The organism is Streptomyces chisholmiae, from assembly GCF_031845445.1.
Taxonomy (GTDB): domain Bacteria; phylum Actinomycetota; class Actinomycetes; order Streptomycetales; family Streptomycetaceae; genus Streptomyces; species Streptomyces chisholmiae.
The window spans coordinates 9,413-33,073 of sequence record NZ_JAVREO010000018.1 but is presented as its reverse complement, the minus strand read 5'-3'; the positions used below and the strand labels follow the sequence as shown (position 1 = coordinate 33,073).

The window sequence follows — 23,661 nt, the reverse complement described above, 5'->3', positions numbered from 1 at the left end:
TCGTCGGTCTGGCGCCCGACAGCCGCCACTTCCTGACGGTCGATCACGGCCGGGCCGACCTCGCCCCGCACACCTGCCCGGCGGGCGAGGTGACGCGCCCCCTCACCCTCGACGCCTTCGGGCACGACCCGGAGGAGGCCCAGCTGAGTGGGAGCGGCGGCTACCTGTACCGGGACACCGTCGTCGTCACCGTCGCCGGCGAGACCGAGGACGGCGAGGAGTGGTTCGGCGCCACTACCGGGTGGCCGCCGGCTCCGGCCGGGTGCTCGGCGCGTTCGACGCGCACGCGGCGCACCCCTACGACCGCCGGCCGCTCGGCGACGGGACGTGGCTGACCACCGACGCCTCCGGGCACCCGGTGCGCTGGTTCGAGCCGGCGGGCCCGGAGCGGGCGGTCAGTCCGGGGGGAACGGGACCCGGGTGAGGTCCTGGGCGGACCGCCACACGCGCTGCGCCTCCTCGGCGTCGCGCAGCGGAGGGTAGAGCTTCTGGGTGTCGGGCCGGCCCCCCAGGTGGCCGACGCCGCTCGGGCCGTAGAAGCCGCCCCGCTCGGCCTCGGGCGAGGTGGCCGCGTACAGCGCGGGCAGCCCGGCGGTCAGCACGGTGCCGACGACGACGCCCCGCTCGGACAGCACCCGGATCAGGCGCCGGCCCGCGGTGTCCTTGGCGCGGCCCACCTCGGGGCGGGCGGCGAGCAGGCTGGTCGGCGCGACGCCGGGGTGGGAGAGGTTGCTGGTGACGCCCCAACCGCCCGCCTGGCTGCGGCGGTCGAGTTCGAGGGCGAAGAGGCCGAACGCGATCTTGGACTGGCGGTAGGCCTTCATGCCGTCGTAGGAGCGTTCCCAGTTCAGGTCGTCCCAGTTGATGCCGCCGCGGGCGGCGGCGATGCTGACCTGCGAGGTCACCCGGGCCCTGCCGGCGCGCAGCAGCGGCAGCAGGTGGCCCACCAGGGCGACGTGGCCGAGGTGGTTGGTGCCGAACTGCAGCTCGAAGCCGTCGGCGGTGGTCTGCCGGCTGGGCGGGGTCATCACGCCGGCGTTGTTGACCAGGAGGTGGATCGGCCGGTCCTCCTCGGCCAGGGTCCTGCCGAGGGCGGCGACGGAGTCGAGCGAGGACAGGTCCAGCTCCCGGAGCGAGACCCGCGCGTCGGGCGCCTCGCGGCGGATCGCTTCGATCGCGGCCTCGCCCTTCCGCGGGTTGCGCACCGGCAGCAGCACCTCGGCGCCGGCCGCCGCGAGCCGGGTGGCGATGCCGAGCCCGATGCCGTCGCTCCCCCCGGTGACCACGGCGCGTCGGCCGGACAGGTCGGGGACGGTGATGTCGATGGGGGTGCGTGCCATGGGTCCACTCCTGGCGGTTCTGGGGCCGCGCCGCGCTGGGCGCGTCGGATGCGGCGGCGATGTCGTGAAAAGCCTTGACCGCCGTGGCGGGCGGAGCAAGCCGCCAGAGGGGGACTGTCGATCCGTGGCTGGCCGTCACGAACGGTCCGCGGAACGCGGTAGAAAGGAAGCGTCCGAGGAGGCGTGGATGGTGATTGACCGGACCGGTCTTGCGGAGTTCCTGCGGCGCCGGCGGGAGGCGTTGCAGCCCGAGGACGTCGGGTTGCCGCGTGGGCTGCGGCGCCGGACGAGCGGGCTGCGGCGGGAGGAGGTCGCCGGGCTCTGCCACATGTCGACCGACTACTACGCCCGGCTGGAGCGGGAGCGTGGCCCGCAGCCGTCCGAGCAGATGGTCGCGTCCATCGCGCAGGGGCTGCACCTCTCGCTCGACGAGCGCGACCACCTGTTCCGGCTGGCCGGGCACCACCCGCCCGCGCGGGGCGCCGCCAGCGAGCACGTCAGCCCCGGCCTGCTGCGCATCCTGGACCGGCTGCACGACACCCCGGCGGAGATCGTCAGCGAGCTGGGGGAGACGCTGCGGCAGACCCCGCTCGGCGTGGCGCTGACCGGTGACCTGACCCGGTTCCGCGGCCCGGCGCGCAGTATCGGCTACCGGTGGTTCACCGATCCGACCACCCGGCGGCTCTACGCCCCGGAGGATCACGCGTTCCTCAGCCGGATGTTCGCCTCGAACCTGCGTGGGGTGGTGGCGCTGCGCGGGCCCGAGTCCCGCGCGGCCCGGTACGTGGAGCTGCTGTCGGAGCGCAGCGAGGAGTTCCGCCGGGTGTGGGAGGAGCACGAGATCGGTGTCCGGCCGCACGAGGTGAAGAACTTCGTCCATCCGGCGGTCGGGCCGCTGGAGCTGCACTGCCAGCGGCTGCTCGACCCGCAGCAGTCGCACCTGCTGCTGGTCTACACCGCCGTGCCCGGCAGCGAGAGTTACGAGAGGCTGCGGCTGCTCTCCGTGCTGGGCGCCGGGGAGCTGGGCACGGAGCTGGGCGGCACGGAGAGCGGGACGGGGGCGGGGGCGCTCGGCTGAGCCTGGGTCAGGGCGCCGCCGGGGCGGCCAGCACGACGCTGGTGTTGATGCCGCCGAAGCCGAAGGCGTTGCTCAGCGCGTACCGGGTCTCCGCCTCGACCGCCCGCCGGCCGGCCAGCCGCAGCGGCTTGGCCGCCGGCACGGGCTGGCGCAGGTTGGCGTTGGGGTGCACGAAGCCGTGCCGGAGCTGCTGGACGCAGGCGACCGCCTCGATGGCGGCCGACGCCCCGAGGCAGTGCCCGGTGAGCGACTTGGTGGCGTTGACCCAGGGGCGTGCCACGTGCGGGCCGAGCACCTCGCGCAGCGCCTCGGCCTCGACCTCGTCACCGAGCGGGGTGGCGGTGGCGTGCGCGTTGACCTGGTCCAGCTGGCCGGCGTCCAGCCCGGCGTCGGCCAACGCGGCCCGCATCACCCGGACTTCGTCGGGCAGTGACGGGGTGGAGAGCCGGCTGCCGTGCAGCAGGACGGCGCCGCCGAGCAGCCGGGCCAGCGGGGTGGCGCCGCGGGCGGCCGCGTGCCGGGGGGACTCCAGCAGCAGCGCGGCCGCGCCCTCGCCGTAGACGAAGCCGTCGTGCTCGGCGTCGAACGGGCGGCTGCGTTCGGCCGCCGGCTCCTGGACCAGCTTGGCGCCCAGCGCGCCGAGGTTGAAGAACGCCATCCGCTCGACCGGGGACAGCTCGGTCATCGGGGCGATGACCAGGCAGACGTCCAGGTAGCCGTCGCGGACCAGCCGGAGGCCGGTGACCAGGCCGACGTTGCCGGCGGCCGAGGCGCCGCCGGTGGTGAGGCCGTCGCCGAGCGCGCCGAACAACTCGCTGGCGGTGCCGAGCAGATCGGTGTCCCACAGGTCGAGCGCGTAGCTGGGGCGGACGAAGGCGGGGGAGGCGCGGAACTTGCCGCCCATCTCCTGGTACAGCTGGTGCGCCTGGTTGCCGCCGGCGACCACGACGCCGGCGCGGGTGGCGTCCAGGCCGCGGGTCTCGGGGGCGGGGGCGCCCGCGGCGGCGTGGCCGGTGTCGGTGTCCGGCGCGGCCGGCAGCCCGGCCTGCGACCAGGCCTCGACGGCGGCCAGCAGCGCGTACCGCTTCGACCTGGTGGCCCGGCGCAGCAGCGGGGCCAGCCGGGCCGCGGTGGCCGGGTCGGTGCCGGGCGGCGGCCCGGCCGGCGACGGGCCCAGCCGGGCCGCGACGCCCAGCGTCGGCGGCAGGTCGTCGGCCGGCGGCTCGAAGGTCACCGCGGGCACGCCGGCGCGCAGCCCGGCGGTGAACGCCGCCAGCCCGGCGCCCAGCGCCGACTGGACGCCGAGCCCGGTGACGGCGACGCCGTTGCGGGCGCTCACGGCCGCAGTTCGGCCAGCACGGCCTTGAGCAGGGCCGGCTCGGTGCCGAACGGGGTGCTGATCGGGAAGCCGCGGTGGCCGCGGTGACTGGTCTTCATGAGGGTGGCGAGCGTCGAGGACGGGGTCAGGTCGACGTAGCGGGCGTCGGCCGCCCCGGGTACGGCGCCGAGCGCCTTGGTGAACGCGATCGGGCGGCGCAGGATCTCGAAGCAGTCGGCGGCGCCCCAGCCCGGGGTGACGTCGGCGGTGGTGGAGGAGACCAGCACCGGGGCGCCGGGGTGCGGCGCGGCCGGCGTGGCACCGAACCCGAGGGAACGCGCGGCCAGTTCGGTGACCTGCTCGCGCACCCGGTCCAGCAGCGAGGAGTGGAACGGGACGCGCACCGGCAACGCGACGGTCATCAGGCCGCGTTCCTTGAGCACGTTGGCGGCGCGGGCGAGGCCGCCGGTGTCGCCGCTGAGCACGAAGTGGTTGTCGTGGTTGACCGAGGCCAACTCGGTGTGCTGGTGCAGGGCGGGCAGCTCCTCGAAGAGGCCCGGGTTGCCCAGCACGGTGAGCATGCCGCCGGCGGGCACCGCGGTCAGCAGCAGCCGGGCCGCCTCGACCACGAAGCCGAGCACGTCCTCCACGGGGGCCAGGCCCGCGATGGCCATGGCGGTGAACTCGCCCAGGCTGGCGCCGACCAGCACGTCCGGGCGGACGCCGTGCGAGGTGAGCAGCTCGGCCAGCGCGTACTCGACCATCAAGATCGCGGCGTTGGAGCGGGGGAGGTCGTCCTGCGGGTCACCCAGCCCGCGCCGCGGGTCGTAGAGGTACTCCAGGACGGAGCCGCCGAAGCGGTCGCGGTAGGCGGCGTCCAGCCGGTCCATGGAGCGGCGGAACTCGGTGTTCTCCTGGTAGAGGGAGGAGACCATCCCGAAGTACTGCGATCCCTGGCCGCCGAGCAGGTACACCGTGTTCGGCATGTCTCTTATCCCCCGGTTGCATTCTCGTGAAATTTACGCGTCAACGAACGCGTGACTGCCCACTACCGAGTGCAGCCTAATACCGAATAACGGCCGGACCCTAGCCGAGCGCCGCATTGAGGGTCAACCGACCGGGACATCTGTCGACAATTCGTGACAGCGGGGCCACTGGGGCGGTCTGGCCGCTACTGCCGAAAACGGACGTCCGAGTTCCGATTTCTGCACTCAGCTGCACAAGCGGGCAAGCGTCGGCAAGGTGCGTAAGGGGATGTATGGCCGGTGGGCATTGTTTGGGGGGATTTGGCGGACAATCGTGCGGTGTGGTGACCCGTCTCGATCCGGTAACCGGCCGTCGGCCCGGGTTGCGGCGGCGGTGCTCGGTGCGATGGAATGACGCGCGGTTCCACGGGAACTGCCGAGGCGTCGCTGGCGTCTGTTCCGATGTGCGTGGTGAGACCGAACATCGCTGGTAACGCCCAGTTCACCCCAGTCGTGCTGGCTGGTGGGCGGGTCCGTCCGGTGTGGTGGGTCTGACCACGGCCCGGCTGAACAACATTTCTCATAGCTCTACGGGGGAGCGCTGACACATGGGTAGGACCAGAGTTCGTAGACGACGGACCACGCGTTGCTCGGCCGTGTCGAGCCGAGGCGGTTTAGTGTCCTCCGTGTAACCTCGCGGATTCGTTTCGGTGGTATGTGAGGCAACCCCATCCCGAGTCTTTTTCGGGGCCTCTCTGTTGTTCACGGTCCGCCTGACGGGATGAAATATTCCTCGGTCGGGACTGTGGTATACCAGTTGTGAACGAATCGAAAAGAGCTTTTACTGACCCGTCGTACCCAGAGGCCAAGTGGCCGTGGTCGCTTACTCCCCCCGCCGGCTCCCCAAGTCGGCGGAAGCACCCGGACACCCGGCGCTCGATGGTGGGGCTGCGGGTTCCTCGCGGTACGTCCTGTCTGCTTGTGGCAGCTGGTTCGGCTCCCCACGCGAGTGTGCTGAACAGTGCTGCCCGGACAGGTAATCCAGCTTCACATGGGTGCGTGAAAGGAAGGACACCCCACCATGGTGGCTTACCTCTTCCCGGGTCAGGGATCCCAGACCCTTGGCATGGGCGCCGACCTCTTCGACGACTTCAGGGACCTGACGGACGTCGCGGACGAGATCCTCGGGTACTCCATCCGCTCCCTCGCCCTGGAGGGTCCCGAGGAGCGGCTCAACCACACCCAGTACACCCAGCCGGCGCTCTTCGTGGTCAACGAGTTGAGCTACCGCCGGCTGCTGGCGGACGGCAAGCCGGAGCCCGACTACGTCGCCGGCCACAGCCTGGGTGAGTACAACGCCCTCGTCGCCGCCGGCGCGTTCGACTTCGCCACCGGGCTGCGGCTGGTCAAGCGGCGCGGCGAGCTGATGGGCCAGGCCCAGGGCGGCGGCATGGCCGCCGTGGTGGGGCTGGACGAGAAGGAGGTCCGCGACATCCTGCGGGAGTCCGGCCTCGACACCATCGACGTCGCCAACCTCAACTCGCCCTCCCAGATAGTCGTCTCCGGCCTGCGGGAGGACATCGAGCGGGCCGAGGCGGTCTTCAAGGCCGCGCAGGCGCGGATGTTCCGGCCGCTCGCGGTCAGCGGCGCCTTCCACTCCCGCTACATGGCCGAGGCCCAGCTGGAGTTCACCGCGCACGTCGAGCGGTTCGCCGTCTCCGCCCCGAGGATCCCGGTCATCGCCAACGTCACCGCCCGTCCCTACCGGGCCGACCGGGTGGTCGAGACGCTGGTCTCCCAGATCTCCTCCGGCGTCCGGTGGAGCGAGAGCATCCGCTACCTGCTCGGCAAGGGCGAGGAGGAGCTGCTCCAGGTGGGTCCCGGGCGGGTGCTGACCAGCCTGGTGCGCAGCATCCGCCGGGAGGCCGGGCCGCTGATCGTCGCCGACGAGGAGACCGAGCCGGCGACCGCCCCCGCGGCCACCGCCGGCACCGCCCCGGCCCAGGCCGCCCCGCCGGCGCTGGCCGACGCGGGGCCGGCCGCCGCGGGCAGCGGCCTGCGGGTCACCGCCGCCGACCTGGGCAGCGTCAGCTTCAAGCGGGACTACGGCCTGCGCTACGCCTGCGTGGCCGGCGGCATGTACCGCGGCATCGCCTCGGCCGAGCTGGTCGCCGCCGTCGCCAGGGGCGGCATGCTCGGCTTCCTCGGCACCGCGGGGCAGGCCCCCGAGCGGGTCGAGGCCGACCTGCGGCACCTGCGCGGCCAACTCACCGCCGGCGAGCCGTTCGGCGTCAACCTGGTCTCCGACCGGGCCCGTCCGGAGCGCGAGGAGGCCCTGGTCGACATCTGCCTCCGGCACGACGTGCGGGTGGTGGAGGCGTCCTCGTTCATCGCCATGACGCCGGCCCTGGTCCGCTACCGGCTGGCCGGCCTGACCCGCGCCGCCGACGGCCAGGTGGTGGCCCGCAACCGGGTCATCGCCAAGGTCTCCCGGCCCGAGATCGCCCGCGCCTTCCTCAGCCCGGCCCCCGCCCGGCTCGTCGCCCAACTGCTGGAGCAGGGCCGGATCACGGCCGCCGAGGCCGAGTTGGCCGGCGAGCTGCCGGTCGCCGACGACCTCTGCCTGGAGGCCGACTCCGGCGGCCACACCGACCAGGGCGTCGCCCTCACCCTGCTGCCCGCCATCCGCCGGCTGCGCGACGATCTGGTGGCCGAGCACGGCTACCGGCGGCCGATCCGGCTGGGCGCCGCCGGCGGCATCGGCACCCCCGACGCGGCCGCGGCCTGCTTCCTGATGGGCGCGGACTTCGTCACCACCGGCTCCATCAACCAGTGCACCGTCGAGGCCGGCACCAGCGACCTGGTCAAGGACCTGCTCCAGGACATCAACATCCAGGACACCGACTACGCGCCCTCGGGCGACGGCTTCGAGGTCGGCGGCCGGGTGCAGGTGCTCAAGCGGGGCGTCCTCTTCCCGGCCCGCGCCAACAAGCTGTACGAGCTGTACAAGCGGTACGACGCCCTGGAGCAGCTGGACGCGACGGCCGCCCGGCAGCTCCAGACCCGCTACTTCAGGAAGAGCTTCGACGAGGTCTACGCCGACGTCCGGGCCCACCACCCGGCGGCCGAGATCGAGAAGGCCGAGCAGGACCCGAAGCACAAGATGGCGCTCGTCTTCAAGTGGTACTTCGCCAACTCGACCCGCCAGGCGCTCAGCGGCGACGACGACGGCCGGGTCGACTTCCAGGTGCACTGCGGTCCCGCGCTCGGCGCCTTCAACCAGTGGGTGAAGGGCACCGAGTGGGAGGACTGGCGCCGCCGGCACGTCGCCGAGATCAACGGCCGGCTGCTCGACGAGGCCGCCGCCGTCCTCGGCCGCCGGCTGGCCGCGGTGGGTACCGCCTGAATGGACCACGAAACGATACGGGTGCGGCGCCAGGGCCAGGTCTGCCGCGTGCGGTTCGACCGCCCCGAGCGGGAGAACGCCATCAACGACACCCTGGTCAGGGAGTGCCACGCGGTCCTCGACGACTGCGCGCGGGACGGCGTCGGCGTGGTCGTCTTCGAGGGCTCACCCGAGGTGTTCTGCGTGGGCGCCGACTTCACCGCCGTCGCCGAGGGGCAGGCGCCGGTGGGGTCGGAGCCGGCCGCCGAGTACGACCCGGCGCCGCTGTTCGACCTCTGGCTGCGCATGGCGACCGGCCCCTTCGTCACCGTCGCCCACGTGCGGGGGAAGACCAACGCGGGCGGCGTCGGCTTCGTCGCCGCCAGCGACGTGGCGATCGCCGACACCAGCGCCACCTTCGGGCTCTCCGAGCTGCTCTTCGGGCTCTACCCGGCGATGGTGCTGCCGTTCCTCACCCGGCGGGTCGGCTTCCAGCGGGCCAACTACCTGACGCTGACCACCCGTTCGGTGGACGCCAGGCAGGCGGCCGAGTGGGGGCTGGTGGACGCCTGCGCCGAGCGCGGCGGCCCGCTGCTCGCCCAACACCTGGGCCGGCTCGGCAAGTTGTCGGTGGACGGCATCGCCCGCTACAAGCGCTTCATGAGCACCGAGCTGGCCCCGGTCGGCCGGCACCGGGAGCCGGCGATCGCCGCCAACCTGGAGATCTTCTCCGACCCCCGCAACCTGGAGCGCATCACCCGCTTCGTCGAACACGGCATCTACCCCTGGGAGCAGGGCGGCCCGCACCCCGGCCGCCGCGCGGACGAGGGCCCGGCATGAGGCCCACGAACCACCCGAGGCCCACGAGCAAGGAGAACGACGTGCTGGCGCAGCCATCGCCGAGCGTCCACCCGACCCCGCGCGCGAGCGGAGAGGTGACCCGCGCACGATGAACGCACCCACCCAGGACTCCACCCCCGGCGTGGCCATCGCCGTCACCGGCATCGGCTGCCGGCTGCCGGACGCCCCCGACCACCGCGCCTACGTGGCCAACCTGCTGGCCGGCCGCGCCTCCACCACCGAGATCTCGCCCGACCGCTGGGACCCGGCCCGGTACTACTCGCCGGACGTGGCCGAACCGGGCAAGACCCTCAGCAAGTGGGCCGGCCAGGTCGCCGACCCCTACGACTTCGACCACTCCTTCTTCCGGATCTCCCCGCGCGAGGCCGCCCAGACCGACCCCCAGCAGCGGCTGCTGCTGGAGGAGACCTGGCACTGCCTGGAGGACGCCGGCACCCCGCTGGACGCGCTGCGCGCCACCAGGACCGCCGTCTACGTCGGCGCGATGTCCCGCGACCACCTCCAGGAGTCGGCCCGCGACACCGAGGCGGTGGAGAGCCACTCGGCGCTCGGCGGCTACGACTGCCTGATGGCCAACCGGCTCTCCCACACGCTCGGCCTGCGCGGCCCCAGCGTCTCCGTCGACGCGGCCTGCGCCTCGTCGCTGGTCGCCATCCACCTGGCCATCGGGGCGCTCCGCGACGACGAGGCGGACTTCGCCCTGGCCGGCGGCGTCAACCTCAACCTCCACCCGTGGAAGTACATCTCGTTCTCCAAGGCGCGGATGCTCAGCCCCACCGGGCACTGCCGGACCTTCTCCGAGGACGCCGACGGCTACGTGCCGGGCGACGGCGTGGGCATGGTGCTGCTGCGCCGGCTGGACGACGCGGTCCGGGACGGCGACCACATCTACGGCGTGCTCACCGGCAGCGCCGTCAACCACGGCGGCAGCCGGGCCACCATCACCGCCCCCACCGTCGCCTCCCAGCGGGAGGTCATCACCGCGGCGCTGGCCCGCGCCGGCACCGACCCGCGCACCATCACCTACGTCGAGGCGCACGGCACCGGCACCTCGCTCGGCGACCCGATCGAGGTGGAGGCGCTCCGCCAGGTCTTCGGGGCCGCCTCGGACGACGCCGGCTGGTGCCACGTCGGCTCGGTCAAGCCCAACATCGGCCACCTGGAGGCCGCCGCCGGCGTCGCCGGGCTGATCAAGGTGCTGATGATGATGGCCGAGCGGCGGGTGCCGCCCAGCATCCACATCACAGCGCTCAACCCGCTGATCAAGCTCGACGGCAGCCCGTTCGAGATCACCACCGAGCCGACCGACTGGCACCCGCACACCGCGGGCGCGCCGCTGCGGGCCGGCGTCAGCTCCTTCGGCATGGGCGGCGTCAACTCCCACCTGGTGGTGGAGGAGTACCGGCCGGCGGCCGGCGCCGCGCTGCCCACCCCCGAGCCGGCCCCGGCGGACGCCGACGGCACCCCGCGCCGGTACCCGTTCCTGCTCTCCGCCAGGTCGCCCGAGTCGCTGCGCCGGCTGCTCGACCGGTGGCGCGCCCTGACCGCCGCCCCCGACTGGGCGCTGGCCGCCACCGCCGACGTCAGCCACACCCTGGCCGTCGGCCGGGAACACGCCCAGGTCCGGTTCGGCGGCCTGGTCAGCGGGCCCGAGGAGATCGCCGCGCTGGTCGCGGCGGCCGGCGAGGGCGAGCCGCCCGTCGAGCGCCGCTGGCGGCTGGCCGTCGGCCGGCTCCGCCCGCCGTCCCGGGCCCGGCTGCGCGAGCTGCTGGCCTCGCCCGCCTACGCCGAGGTCGTCGAGGAGTTCCGGGCCGGCTCCGGGCCCGCCGCCAGCGCGCTGCGCGCCCTGCGGCAGGGCGAGCGGGGCCGCCGCGCCGAGCTGGTCTTCGCCCTGCTCACCGTCCGGGTGCTGGTGCGCGCCGGCCTGGCGCCCGACACCGTCACCGGCCACGGCGCCGGCGTCTGGCCGGCGCTGGCCGCCGTCGGCACCCTGGACTGGTCCACCGCGGCCGACCTCGCCAAGGACGACGCGCCGGCGACCATCGAGCCCCAGGCGCCCCGACTGCCCTTCACCGAGCCGCTGACCGGCCACACCTACCCCGTCCACCCCTGGGACGAGGAGTACCTGGCCGAGCTGTTCGACGGGCTCACGCTGGGCGCCGAGGAGACCGCCGCGGTGTGGGCCAAGGCCGCCGGGCTGGTCGAGGGGCAGCACACCTTCCGCGGCCATCTGCGCGCCTGGAACCAGGAGTTGGCGCGGCAGGACCGGGACGACTGGCGGCTGCCGCTGGAGCGGGCCGGCTGGGCGGAGCCGCCGGCCGGCGCGACCGGGGCCGGCGAGGTCTTCCGCGTGCTGGCCACCCAGCACGCCCTGGACCTGGTGGACCGCAAGTGGAGCCTGCCGCGCGACCTGATGGTCGCCGAGCCACGGGCCCGCGAGATCCTCGACCTGCTGGCCGCCGGGGTGTTGACCAGGGCGCACCTGCCGGCGCTGCTCACCGGCGGCGCGGAGGCCCGCGCCGCGGTCGCCGCCGACCTGCGGGCCCGCACCGGCGGCCCGGCGCCGGCCGGCGACTTCCCGCGGCTGCGCGCCCGCGCCGGCATGCCGGCCGACCCCGAGCTGCTGCGCGCCTGGGCCGCGGCGCCGGCGCCGGCCGCCACCGAGCCCGACACGGCGACCCTGTGGCTGGGCGAGCCGGGCGCCACCGGCCCCGCCGACGTGGTGGTCGACGGCGACGACGCGTTCGCCGACCTGTTGGCCGAGCCGCTGCTGGCGCTGTGGCGCGGCGGCGTGTCCGTCGACTGGCGCCGGTTCCTGGACGCCGGGCCGCGCCGCGCGGTGCCGCTGCCCACCACCGAGTTCGTGCGGGTCACCCACCGGGCGCCAGCCGCCCGCCCGGATGCCGCCGTCGAGGCCAACGCCGGGACGGCCGGCACCGTCGCGCCGGTCGCCGACACCGGCCACCGGCTGCTGGAGCCGGCCGCGCACTGGGTGCCGGCCGCCGGCACTCCGCTGCCGGCGCCCGCCGGCCCGCTGCTGGTGGTGCTGCCCGAGCACGCCTGGGCCGCCGCCAGGCCGGCCGCCGCGGCGGCGCTCGGCGACGCGCGGACGCACTGGGTGCGGCTGGCCGCCGAGTTCGGCCGCGCCGACGACGGCTGGCGGGTCCGCCCCGACCAACCCGACGACTGGGACCGGCTGTTCACCGAGCTGGCCGCCGAAGGCCCGGCGCCGACCGCCGTGTTGCAGCTGATCGAGCCGGACCCGGACGGCACCGCCGAGCGGCGGCTCGCCGAGACCGTGCACGCCGCCAGCCAACTGGCCCGCGCCCTGGTCGAGCGGGACGCCGGCACGCCCGGCGGGCGGGCCGTGCTGCTCGGCGTCCGCCCGGGCCCGGACGCCGGCATCCCGCCCGAGGCGGCCGCCGTCACCGGCCTGGGCCGCTCGCTGCGGCGCGAGACCAGCCGGGTGCGGGCCCGGGTGCTGACCGCCGGGCGGGGCGTCGACGACCCGGAGCTGTGGCGGCTGGCCGTCGCCGAACTCGCCCTGGACACCCCGGCCGACGCGGTGCGCCACCAGGACGGGGAGCGGGCGGAGGAGCGCTTCACCGAGGCGCCCTTCCCGGCCGTCGCCCCGACCGGCCGGCCCGCGCTCCGCGAGGGCGGCGTCTACCTGGTGACCGGCGGCGCCGGCGGTCTCGGCCGGCTGGTCGCCGGGCAGCTGCTGCGCACCCCCGGCACCCGGGTGGTGCTCACCGGGCGCAGCGCGCCCGAGGAGCGCGCCGCCGAGCTGGCCGAGCTGCGGGACGGGGCCCCCGGCCGCGTCGAGTACCTCGCCGCCGACCTGGCCGACCCGGCCGGCGCCGCCGGGCTGGTCGCCGAGATCCGCCGCCGGCACGGCGGCCTCACCGGCGTGCTGCACTCCGCCGGGGTGCTCCGGGACGGCCTGCTGCGGCACAAGACGCCGGACCAGCTGGCCGCCGTGCTGGCCCCCAAGACGCTGGCCACCCGGCACCTGGACGAGGCGACCGGCGCCGAGCCGCTGGACTTCTTCGTGCTGTTCTCCTCGGTGGTCGCGGTGGCCGGCAACCCCGGCCAGACCGACTACGCCGCCGCCAACGCCTACCTCGACGCCTACGCCCTGGACCGGGAGCGGCGCCGGGCGGCCGGCGAGGTCAACGGCCGCACGGTCAGCGTCGGTTGGCCGCTGTGGGAGGGCGGTGGCATGGCCGTCGGTGACGACGTGACCACCGTCTTCCGCCGCGACCGTGGCCTGGCCCCGATGCCGGCGCCGGTCGGCCTGGCGGCGCTGGAGACGCTGCTGGCCGGCCCCGGCGGGCACCGGGTGCTGGTCTACGGCGCCCCCGGGTCGGCCGCCGAACTGCTGGCCGGGGCCGCGCCGTTCGCGCCGCCGGCCGCCGAGCCGGCGACCCAGGACGCCGGGCCGGCCGCCTCGGCCGCCTCGGCCGGCGAGTACGCCACCCGCTACGTGGTGACGCTCTTCTCCGAGCTGCTCGGCGTGCCGGAGCGGCAGATCGACACCGCGCTCGGCTTCGACGAGTACGGCGTGGACTCCATCACCATCGGCCAGTTCAACTCCCAGGTGGAGCGCGAGCTGGGCAGTATCCCGCACACCCTGCTCTTCGAGTGCCGCACCATCAGCCAGGTCGCCGAGGCGCTGGCCGGCTACCACCCGGCCGCGCTGGCGGCCCGGTACGCCGACCAGGCCCCGACCGCCGCCCCGACCGCCGCCCCGGCCACCGAGCCGGCCGCCGCCCAGGTCGGCACCGTCGCCCCGGCCGTGCCCACCACCGCCCCCGGGGTCGCCGAGCCCGTCGCGGCCGACGACCCGGCGGCGGACGGGATCGCCGTCATCGGGATGGCCGGCCGCTACCCGCGAGCCGACGACCTGGACGCCTTCTGGGAGAACCTGCGGGCCGGCCGGGACTGCGTCACCGAGGTGCCCGACGGGCGCTGGGACCGGGCCGCCCGCCCGGCCGGCGACCCGGCCGACGGCGTCACCCGCGCCGGCGGCTTCCTCGACGACGTGGACGCCTTCGACCCGCTGTTCTTCGGCATCTCCCCGCGCGAGGCGGAGGTGATGGACCCCCAGGAACGGCTCTTCCTGCAGACCGCCTGGACCGCGTTCGAGGACGCCGGCTACCCGCCGCACCGGCTCGGCGACCCGGACGTGCCCGGCGAGCGGCAGGTCGGCGTCTTCGTGGGCGTCACCACCCAGACCTACCAGCTGTGGGGCCCCGACCACTGGCGGGCCGGCGGTCACGAGGTGCCGACCTCCACCCTGTGGTCCATCGCCAACCGGGTCTCCTACGGCCTGGACCTGCGCGGCCCCAGCGTGCCCGTCGACACCGCCTGCGCCGCCTCGCTCAGCGCCGTCCACCTGGCCGCCGCCAGCCTGCGCCGCGGCGAGTGCCGGCTGGCCCTGGTCGGTGGCGTCAACCTCTACCTGCACCCGGCCAAGTACGACTGGCTCGGCCAGCTCAAGATGCTCTCGCCCACCGGCCGGTGCCGCAGCTTCGGCGCCGACGCCGACGGCTTCGTGCCGGGCGAGGGGGTCGGCGCGCTGGTGCTCAAGCCGCTGCGCGACGCGATCGCCGACGGGGACCAGATCCACGGCGTGATCCGCGGCTCCGCCGTCAACCACGGCGGGCGCGCCAACGGCTTCACCGTGCCGAACCCGCGCGCCCACGCCGAGGTGGTCGGCACCGCGCTGCGCGCCGCCGGCGTGCCGCACGACACCGTCGGCTACGTGGAGGCGCACGGCACCGGCACCGCCCTCGGCGACCCGGTCGAACTGGCCGGCCTGAGCCGGGCGTTCGCCCAGGACAGCGCCACCGGCGCCGCGCCGGGCGGCGCGGCCGACGGCTGCGCGGTCGGCTCGGTGAAGACCAACATCGGCCACCTGGAGGGGGCCTCGGGCGTCGCCAGCCTCACCAAGGTGCTGCTCCAGCTGCGCCACGGCGAGCTGGTGCCGTCGCTGCACTCGGAGACCGTCAACCCCAGGATCGACCTGGCCGCCGGCGGCTTCCACATCCCGCGGGCGACCGTGCCCTGGCCGGCGAAGACCGCGCCGGACGGCAGCACCCTGCCGCGCCGCGCCGGCGTCACCTGCTACGGCGCCGGCGGCTCCAACGCCCACGTGGTGGTCGAGGAGTACACCGGCCCGCTGGCCCCCAGGGGCCCGGTCGAGGGCGCGTACCTGGTGGTGGTCTCCGCCAAGGACGCCGAGCGGCTGCGGGAGCACTGCGCCAACCTGGCGACCGCCGTCAAGAACGGCGCCGACCGGCTCCGGCTCTCCGAGATCGCCTACCAACTCGGGGTCCGGCGGCAGCCGTTGGGCCGCCGGCTGGCCGTGCTGGCCCGCGACCCGCACCAGCTGGCCGACGTGCTGACCGCCGCCGCCCAGGGCAGCCCGCCGACGGTGGACTGCTGGAGCGGCGCCGGCGCCGGCCCGGCCGACCGGCCGGACCGCGCGGCCGTCGCCGACGCGCTGCGCCGCCGCGACCTGCCGGCGCTGGCCGCCGCCTGGGTGGCCGGTGCCGACGTGGACTGGGCCCAGCTGTACGACGGGCCGCTGCGGCACGCGGCGCTGCCCGGCTACCCGTTCGCCCGCGAGCGGTACTGGCTGCGCCCCGCCCCCGGGGCGTCCGAGGCCACCGCCCCGGTGGCCGGCGCGCCGGCGCTGGGCGACGCGGACCTGCGCGGCTTCGTCGACGGCCTGCTGGCGGCCGGCGAGCACGCCAGGACGCTGCTCGACCGGTGGGCCGGCGGCGTGCCGGCCGACCAGGCGCTGCCCGTTCCGGCCGAGGCCGGGGCCGGGGCCCCGCACCCGCTGGTGCGGGAGAACGTCTCCGACTTCCGGGAGGAGCGGTTCCGGTCCCGGTGGAGCGGCCGGGAGCCGTTCCTGCGGGACCACCTGCTGGGTGAGGCCGCCTCGTTGCCGGCCGCCGGGTGGATCGAGGCGGCCAGGGCCGCCGTCGCCCTCGCGCACGGCCAGGACGCCGACCACCTCGGCGTCCGGCTCGCCGACCTGGCCTGGTACGAGTCCTACACGCACCGGCCGGAGGACCCGGCGCCGGTGGACATCGCGCTGGTCCAGGGGCCGGACGGGCTGGTCGAGTTCGACTGCTACCAGCCGGCCGCCGGCGGCCCGGACCAGGCCGACGACGTGCGGGTGCACTGCCAGGGCCAGGCCGCGCTGGTGGCCTGGGACGCGGGCGACCAGATCGACCCGCGACTGCTGACGGACGGCACCGAACCGGTGCTGACCGCCGCCGAACTGGACGCCGCGCTGGCCGCCGCCGGGCTCCGCTGGGGCGCCGCCTACCGGGCGGTGACCACGGTGCGCCGTGGCACGGCGCACGTGCTGGCCGAGCTGCGGCTGCCCGCCGAGGCCGGCGACCCCACCGGCTTCGTCGCCCACCCGGTGCCGCTCGCCGCCGCCCTCCAGGTGGCCGCAGTCTGCGGCACCCCGGCCGGGGCGGGCGCGGTGGCCCCGCTCAGCGTCGACGAGGTCACCTTCCACGGCCGTGGCCCGGCCGCGGCCTACGCGGTCATCACCGCCGGGGCGTCGCCCCAGGCGCTCGACCTCGCCATGCGTGACAGGGACGGCCGGCTGCTGGTCCGCCTGTCCGGTATCCGTTTCGCCCACAGAAATGAGGGGGCACGATGACCCGCCCGGACGTGAGCATCCCGGACGACCTGCACCTGTTCACCGAGGACTGGGAGGCGGTGCCGGCGGTGCCGGCGAGCCCGGCCACCCGGTACGGGTGCGCCCTCGTCCTGCTCTCCGACGAGGGACAACAGGCCGAGATCCGGCGGCGGTTGACCGCCGACCAGCCCGGTCTGACGATCGTCTGGGCGGTGCCGGGAGCCGGCTTCCGGCGGCTCGCCGCCGACCGGTACGAGCTGGGCGGCGACCTGACCGGCGCTTACCGGGCGCTGCTGGCCGCGGTCGCGGCCGAGCACGGCCAGGTGGACGTCATCGCCCACCTGTGGGGCACCGAGGCCGGCGCCGGCCGCGCCGTGCTGGCTGACCCCGACCCGCTGCGGGCGCTGCTGCGGGTGCTCGCCTCGGACGGCGTCCGGGAGGGGCGGGTGCCGGCCAGGATCGTCTTCGGCGGCACCTTCACCGACGACCGGGAGCGGGCCGCCGTGGAGTCCTGGCTGGGCTTCGAGCGGTCCATCGGCCTGGTCGTCCCCGGCACCGCCCTCAGCGTGCTGTGCCTGGACGGCGGCACCGCGCCGGCCACCGAGCTGCCCGAGGCGCTGGCCAGGGAGCTCCAGGCGGCCCGCCCGGCCAGCGCCCTCTACACCGGCGGCCGGCGGCACGAGCAGCGGGTGCGGCCGGTCGACCAGCAGCCGCCGCCCGGCGCCCAGGAGCCGCTGCGCACCGGCGGCACCTACCTGATCACCGGCGGGACCGGCGGCCTGGGCACGATCTTCGCGACCTGGCTGGCCGAGCGGTACCAGGCCCGGCTGGTCCTGCTGGGCCGCCGCCCGCAGGACGACCCCCGGGTCGCCGAGCGGCTCGCCGCGCTGGCCGCCGCCGGCGCCGCCGACACCCTCTACCGGCAGGCGGACGTCGCCGACGCCACCGCGCTGACCGCCGCCGTCACCGACGCGGTGGCCCGCTTCGGCCGGCTCGACGGCGTGCTGCACGCCGCCGGGGTGGAGCGGCACGGCAACATCGCCGACCGGGACGCGGCCACCTTCGCCGCCGTCCTGGCGCCGAAGGTGGCCGGCACCCGCAACCTGGAGGACGCCCTGGAGGCCACGGGCGTGGTACCGGACTTCGTCTGCTACTTCTCCTCCAGCGCCGCCGTGCTCGGCGACTTCGGCTCCTGCGACTACGCCGTCGGCAACCGCTACCAGTCCAGCCACGCCCGGCTGTTGGCCCGGCACCGGCCGGGCGGGCCGCGCCGGCTGGCGGTCAACTGGCCGCTGTGGCGCAGCGACGGCATGAACCTGGCGGACGCCGACAGCGGGGACTTCTACCTGCGCTCCAGCGGCCAGCGCTACCTGGAGCCGACGGAGGGCACCGCGGTGCTGCGTGAGCTGCTGACCCGGCCGGACGCCGGCTACCTGGTGATGGCCGGGCAGCGGGACCGGATCAGGACCATCCTGCGGGTCCCGGCGGAGCCGGCCGAGCCGGCCGAGCCGGTGGCCGCCGCCCCGACCGGCGCCGACCCGGCCGACGAACTGCGGCGCGAGCTGGGCGAGGCGGTCAGCCAGATCCTCCGCATCCCGGCGGACCGGCTGGCCCCGGACGAGAACCTGCGGGACTTCGGCTTCGACTCCATCACGCTGGTGGAGTTCGCCGGGGTGCTCGCCGAACGGCTGGGCGTCTCCGTCACCCCCGACCTGTTCTTCAGCTACCCGAGCCTGGGCTCGCTGCACGCGTTCCTGCTGGAGCGGCACCAGGCCACGCTGGCCGAGCGCTATGCTCCGGCCCCCACCGAGACGTCCGCGCCCGCTCCCGCCGAACCGCCCGCGCCCGCCGAGCCGGCGGGCGAGCGGCGTGGGGCGCGGCTGCGGACCCGGCGCGGCGACGGCAGCCGCTTCGCCGCCCAGGGCACCCCCCAGCCCCGGGCCGCCGCGCCCGTCGCCGCGCCGACTCCGGCCGCCGCCCCGCCCGTTGCCCCGGCCGCGCCGGCTCCCGCCGGCCCGCCGCCGGCCGCCGTGCTGCCCCGCCCCGGCCGCCCGGCGCCCGGCCTCGCCGGGCCGGTCGCCGAGCAGGTCTCCATCATCGGCATGAGCGGCCGGTTCCCCGCCGCCCGCTCCGTCGACGAGCTGTGGACGCTGCTCGCCGAGGGGCGTGGCGCGCTCGGCCCGATGCCGCGCGAGCGGCACGCCTGGTGGGCGGACGGGAAGCCGCGCACCATGGGCGCGCTGCCCGGCGTCGCCGAGTTCGACCCGCTGTTCTTCGAGATAGCGCCCAGCGAGGCCGCCGCCCTCGACCCCCGGCAGCGGCTGCTGTTGGAGGAGATGTGGCACGCGCTGGAGGACGCCGGGCACGGCGCGGAGCGCCTCGCCGCCGAGAAGGTCGGGGTGTTCGTCGGCATCGAGGACGGCGACTACCGGCTGCTGACCGCGACCGGGGACGCCGCCGAGGAGAACATCACCGCCAACCACAACGCGGTGCTCGCCGCCCGCCTCTCCTACTTCCTCAACCTGACCGGCCCCAGCGTCGCCCTCAACACCGCCTGCTCCTCCGGCCTGGTGGCGCTGCACGACGCCTGCCTGAGCCTGCGCAACGGCGACTGCGACACCGCGATCGTGGCCAGCGCCAACGTGCACGCCACCCCGCGCGAGTACGACACCATGACCGGCGCCGGGATGCTCTCCCCGACCGGCGCCTGCCGGGCCTTCGACCGGAAGGCCGACGGCATGGTGCCCGGCGAGGCGGTGGCCGTGGTGGTGCTCCGCCGGCGCGACCTCGCCGAGCGGGACGGCGATCGGGTGCACGCCAACATCCTGGCCACCGGCGTCAACAACGACGGCCGGACCAACGGCATCACCGCGCCCAACGGGCAGGCCCAGACCCGGCTGTTGCGGGACGTCTACCGGCGCGCCGGGATCACCCCCGAGTCGCTGGGCCACCTGGTGACGCACGGCACCGGCACCCGGCTGGGCGACCCGGTCGAGATCAACGCGCTCGCCGAGGCGTTCCGGCCGGACACCGAGCGCCGCGCCTTCTGCGCGCTGACCTCGACCAAGCCCAACGTCGGCCACGCGCAGGCCGCCTCCGGCCTGGTCAGCCTGATCAGCCTGGTGCTCGGCATGCGGCACGAGACCATCCCGCCCAGCATCGAGTGCGACGAGGTCAGCGACTTCGTCGACTGGGCCGACAGCCCGTTCTACGTCAACCAGCGGGCCCGCGCCTGGCCGGCCGACGGGGCGGCGCCGCGGCGCGGCGCGGTCAGCGCCTTCGGCATCAGCGGCACCAACGCGCACGCCGTGGTGGAGGCGCACGGCACGGTCGCCGGTGAGCTGGCCGCGCTCGCCGCCCAACCGGCCGCCGGGCCCCACCTGCTGCTGCTCTCGGCCCGGACCGAGACCGCGCTCGGCAACCAGCTCCGGCTGCTGGCCGACCACCTGGAGGCGCTGCCGGCCCAGGTCGGGGACGGCGTGCTGGCCTCGGTCAGCCACGCCCTGATCACCGGCCGGCACCACTTCGCCCGCCGCCGCGCCCTGGTGGTGCGGGACCGCGCCGACGCGGTCGCCGCGCTGCGCCGGGCCGCCGACGGGGCGGCCGGGCCCGAGACGGTGGCCGGCACCGTGCCGCGCGACCACGTCACCAGCGCCGCCGCCAAGCGCGCCTTCGAGACCCTGGTGGCCGAGGTCGCCGCCGACGGCGGCGCCACCGCGCTGACCGAGCTGGGCCGCGCCTACTGCCAGGGCCACGCGCCCGGCCCGCTGCGCGCCCTGTGGGGCGGCACCCCGCCGCTCCCGGTCGACCTGCCGCCCTACCCGTTCGACCACGCCGAGTACTGGCTCACCGAGGCCGAGACCGGCGCGGGCACCGGCGGGGGGACACCGGCCGCCGGCCGGGCGCACCCGCTGGTGCACCGCAACGTCTCCGACGTCACCGGCACCCGCTACGCCTCCACCCTCACCGGCCGGGAGGAGTGGTTCGAGCCCGCGGCCGGGGGCCGACTGCTGCCCGGCGCGCTCCTCGAACTGGTCCGCGCCGCCGTGGTGTTGGGCCTGGGCGGCGAGCCGGCGCCGGTGGCCATCAAGGAGGTCGCCTGGTACGAGCCGGCCAGCGCGGCCGGCGGCCCGCTCGACCTGCGGGTCGATCTGCGGGCGGCCGGTGACGGCGCCGCCGACTGGGCCGTGGACTGGGCCGTCTACGTGGTCCCGGCGGCCGACGAGCCCTACCTGGTCTGCGACGGCGCCGCCGGCCCGGTGCCGGCCGACGCCCTGCCGGCCCTGGACCTGGCCGCGCTCCGCGGCTACCCGGGCCCCGGCCGGCTGCTGCTCGAACTGCCCGCCGGCGACGCCGAGTCGACCGAGCCAGGGCTGGTGCTGCGGCCCGCCGCGCTGACCGGCCTGCTGGACACCGTCTGGCAGCGGCTCGGCGCCGGCGAGGCGGCCGGCCGCGGCTGGCGGCTGCCGGCCGCCGAGTTCGCCGTACCCGGCGAGCCGGCGCGCTGGGCGCTGGTCACCCCGGGCACCGCGGCCGCCGGCGGCGACCAGCCGGTCACCGTCGAACTGGCCGCTGCCGACGGCACCGTGCTGGCCCGGCTCAACGAACTGGTCCCGGAGGCCGCCCCGTCGGCGGCCCCCGACGCCGCCGCCCCGGGCGGCGACGGCGAGGGCCGGCAGCCGCGGATGCGCGGCTGGACGGTCGCCCAGTGCGTGGCCTGGGAGGTCGCCGACGCCGCCGGCCGGGTGCTCGGCATCCCGGCCGAGGAGCTGGACGCCGACGAGAACCTCGCCAACTACGGCATCGACTCGCTGAACATCGCCAAGTTCGCCGCCGAACTCAGCGGCCGGCTGGGCTTCACCATCACGCCCGACGTGTTCTTCAGCCACCCGACGCTGACCCGGCTGAGCCACCACCTGCTCACCGCGCACACCGAGCGGATGAACGAGCGGTACCGGGAGGGTGGCGTCGCCGACCCGTCGGCGGCCCGCGCCGCCGTGCGGGAACGCCTGCACGCCTCCGCCCGGTTCGCCGCCCCGGCCAGGCCGGCCGTCGCCGACCGGCCCGACCCGCTGGACGAGCCGGTCGCCATCGTCGGGCTCAGCGGCCGGTTCCCGGACGCCCGCGGCGTCGAGGAGCTGTGGTCCATCCTGGCCGAGGGCCGCAGCGTCGTCGGGGACGTCCCCGAGGAGCGGCAGCCCTGGTGGCAGCTGCCCGAGTCGGTGGCGGAGCGCGCCGCGCCCCGCTTCGGCTCGGTGCCCGGCATCGCCGAGTTCGACCCGCTGTTCTTCGAGATCTCGCCGCGCGAGGCCGAGTTGATGGACCCGCGCCAGCGGCTGCTGCTCCAGGAGATGTGGCGGGCGCTGGAGGACGCCGGGCACGGCAGCCGCCCGGGCACCGGCGAGAACATCGGCATCTTCGTCGGTGTCGAGGAGGGCGACTACCGCTACCTGGTCGACGAGGAGGCCACCGTCACCTCCAACGCCACCTCGATCCTGGCGTCCCGACTGGCCTACTTCCTCAACCTCCACGGCCCCAGCATGGCCATCAACACGTCCTGCTCCTCCGGCCTGGTGGCCCTGCACGAGGCCTGCCTCAGCCTGCGGTACGGCGACTGCGACACCGCCATCGTGGCCGGCGCCAGCCTGATGTCCTCGGCCCACGACTACCTGGTCATGGACAAGGCCAACATGCTCTCCGCCGACGGCACCTGCTACGCCTTCGACGAGCGCGCCAACGGCATGGTCCCCGGCGAGGCGGTCGCCGTGCTGGTGCTCAAGAAGCTGCACGCCGCCGAGCGCGACGGCAACCCGATCTATGCCACGATCCTGGGCAGCGGCGTCAACTACGACGGCCGCACCAACGGGATCACCGCGCCCAGCGGCGAGGCCCAGGCCCGGCTGCTGACCTCCGTCTACGACCGGCACCGGATCGCGCCCGACTCGCTGGACTACCTGGTCGCGCACGGCACCGGCACCCGGCTCGGCGACCCGATCGAGACCAACGCGCTCGCCGACGCCTTCCGGTCCCGCACCGACCTCACCGGCTACTGCGCGCTCACCTCGATCAAGCCCAACATCGGCCACAGCATGGCCGCCTCCGGGCTGGTCAACCTGATCGCGCTGGTCACCTCCATGCGCAAGGGCACCATCCCGCCGAGCATCAACTGCGAGCACCTCAGCGACTACATCGACTGGGAGAACAGCCCCTTCTTCGTCAACCGCGAGGCCCGCGCCTGGCCCGAGACGCCCGGGCGGCCCCGCCGGGGCGCGGTCAGCTCGTTCGGCATGAGCGGCACCAACGCCCACGTGGTGATCCAGGCGCACGACGCCGGCCACGGCGCCATCGGGGGCGCGGCGCCGGCCGCGCCCGGCCACCACCTGCTGCTGCTCTCCGCCAAGACCGAGGAGGCGCTGCACGAGCGGCTGACCGACCTGGCCGACGACCTGGCGGCCCGACCGGCCGAGGAGACCGGCGCCGGCTTCCTGGCCTCCGTCAGCCGCACCCTGATGACCGGCCGGCACCACTTCACCCACCGCTGCGCGGTGGTGGTCCAGGACCGCGACGACGCGGTCCGGCTGCTGCGGGAGGCGGCGGACGGGGCGAAGATCCCCAACCTGGTGCGCGGCGCGGTCAGTCGGGACTTCGCCCCCAACTCGACCATCGAGCGGCTCATCAACGGCCTCGTGCTGGCCAGCCAGTCGGTCTGGCACGACCCGGTCCGCTACTCCGACCACCTCACCGCGCTGGCCGAGTTCTACAGCCAGGGCTACCCGCCGCAGTTCGACGGCCTGTGGGAGAAGCGGCCGAGCATGGTCAGCCTGCCCGGCTACCCGTTCGCCACCGAGCAGTACTGGGCGCCGGCGGCGCCGGGCCGCGCCCTGGCGGTGAACGCGGCCGGCGCCAGCCTCCAGCCGGTGGTCCGCGAGCGCACCCCGGACGGCAACGTCATCCACCGCTACAGCTCCCAGTTCACCGGCCGTGAAGCCTTTCTGAACGACCTGCTGATCCCCATCGAGAACACGACTCGCTGAGCAGCGCCACT

The 23,661-nt window shown here is 75.6% G+C and carries 9 protein-coding genes; 6 read left to right on the top strand and 3 right to left on the bottom strand.

Annotated features, from left to right (window positions below; genetic code table 11):
* Positions 1 to 220: 220 nt before the first annotated feature.
* Positions 221 to 424, top strand: coding sequence for a hypothetical protein (locus RM844_RS25255; protein ID WP_311669681.1), 204 nt, complete (start codon positions 221 to 223; stop codon positions 422 to 424).
* Here RM844_RS25255 and RM844_RS25250 read toward each other — a convergent pair.
* Positions 396 to 1,340 (bottom strand): SDR family oxidoreductase, encoded by a 945-nt coding sequence (locus RM844_RS25250; protein ID WP_311669680.1) that lies wholly within the window; start codon positions 1,338 to 1,340, stop codon positions 396 to 398. The genes RM844_RS25255 and RM844_RS25250 overlap by 29 nt on opposite strands.
* A 187-nt stretch (positions 1,341 to 1,527) precedes the next feature.
* Between RM844_RS25250 and RM844_RS25245 the strand changes: the two genes are divergently transcribed.
* A complete protein-coding gene (locus RM844_RS25245; protein ID WP_311669679.1) occupies positions 1,528 to 2,418 on the top strand; it encodes a helix-turn-helix transcriptional regulator in 891 nt (296 codons plus the stop codon).
* Between the two features lie 7 nt (positions 2,419 to 2,425).
* Here the strand turns inward: RM844_RS25245 and RM844_RS25240 are convergent, their stop codons facing one another.
* Complete coding sequence (locus RM844_RS25240) at positions 2,426 to 3,757, bottom strand: beta-ketoacyl synthase N-terminal-like domain-containing protein (protein WP_311669678.1); 1,332 nt, start codon at positions 3,755 to 3,757, stop codon at positions 2,426 to 2,428.
* Positions 3,754 to 4,722 (bottom strand): acyltransferase domain-containing protein, encoded by a 969-nt coding sequence (locus RM844_RS25235; RefSeq protein ID WP_311669677.1) that lies wholly within the window; start codon positions 4,720 to 4,722, stop codon positions 3,754 to 3,756. Before RM844_RS25235 ends, RM844_RS25240 begins: the two co-directional genes overlap by 4 nt.
* A gap of 1,060 nt (positions 4,723 to 5,782) precedes the next feature.
* On the opposite strand from RM844_RS25235, the gene fabD reads away from it, so the two are divergent.
* From fabD to RM844_RS25215, 4 genes are all read left to right on the top strand, one after another.
* A complete protein-coding gene (gene fabD, locus RM844_RS25230) occupies positions 5,783 to 8,107 on the top strand; it encodes an ACP S-malonyltransferase (RefSeq protein ID WP_311669676.1) in 2,325 nt (774 codons plus the stop codon).
* A complete protein-coding gene (locus RM844_RS25225) occupies positions 8,108 to 8,926 on the top strand; it encodes an enoyl-CoA hydratase/isomerase (RefSeq protein ID WP_311669675.1) in 819 nt (272 codons plus the stop codon). It begins immediately after the preceding gene.
* Between the two features lie 109 nt (positions 8,927 to 9,035).
* Positions 9,036 to 16,637, top strand: coding sequence for an SDR family NAD(P)-dependent oxidoreductase (locus RM844_RS25220; RefSeq protein WP_311669674.1), 7,602 nt, complete (start codon positions 9,036 to 9,038; stop codon positions 16,635 to 16,637).
* Positions 16,634 to 23,650 carry an SDR family NAD(P)-dependent oxidoreductase gene (locus RM844_RS25215; RefSeq protein WP_311669673.1) on the top strand — a complete coding sequence of 2,339 codons (7,017 nt, stop codon included), beginning with the start codon at positions 16,634 to 16,636 and terminating at the stop codon, positions 23,648 to 23,650. The genes RM844_RS25220 and RM844_RS25215 overlap by 4 nt, the downstream gene beginning before the upstream one ends.
* Positions 23,651 to 23,661: the final 11 nt, after the last annotated feature.

Coding starts and splice junctions, on each gene's coding strand:
- RM844_RS25250 (WP_311669680.1), bottom strand. CDS start 1,340: ATGGCACGCACCCCCATCGACATCACCGTCCCCGACCTGTCCGGCCGA.
- RM844_RS25245 (WP_311669679.1), top strand. CDS start 1,528: ATGGTGATTGACCGGACCGGTCTTGCGGAGTTCCTGCGGCGCCGGCGG.
- RM844_RS25235 (WP_311669677.1), bottom strand. CDS start 4,722: ATGCCGAACACGGTGTACCTGCTCGGCGGCCAGGGATCGCAGTACTTC.
- fabD (WP_311669676.1), top strand. CDS start 5,783: ATGGTGGCTTACCTCTTCCCGGGTCAGGGATCCCAGACCCTTGGCATG.
- RM844_RS25225 (WP_311669675.1), top strand. CDS start 8,108: ATGGACCACGAAACGATACGGGTGCGGCGCCAGGGCCAGGTCTGCCGC.
- RM844_RS25220 (WP_311669674.1), top strand. CDS start 9,036: ATGAACGCACCCACCCAGGACTCCACCCCCGGCGTGGCCATCGCCGTC.
- RM844_RS25215 (WP_311669673.1), top strand. CDS start 16,634: ATGACCCGCCCGGACGTGAGCATCCCGGACGACCTGCACCTGTTCACC.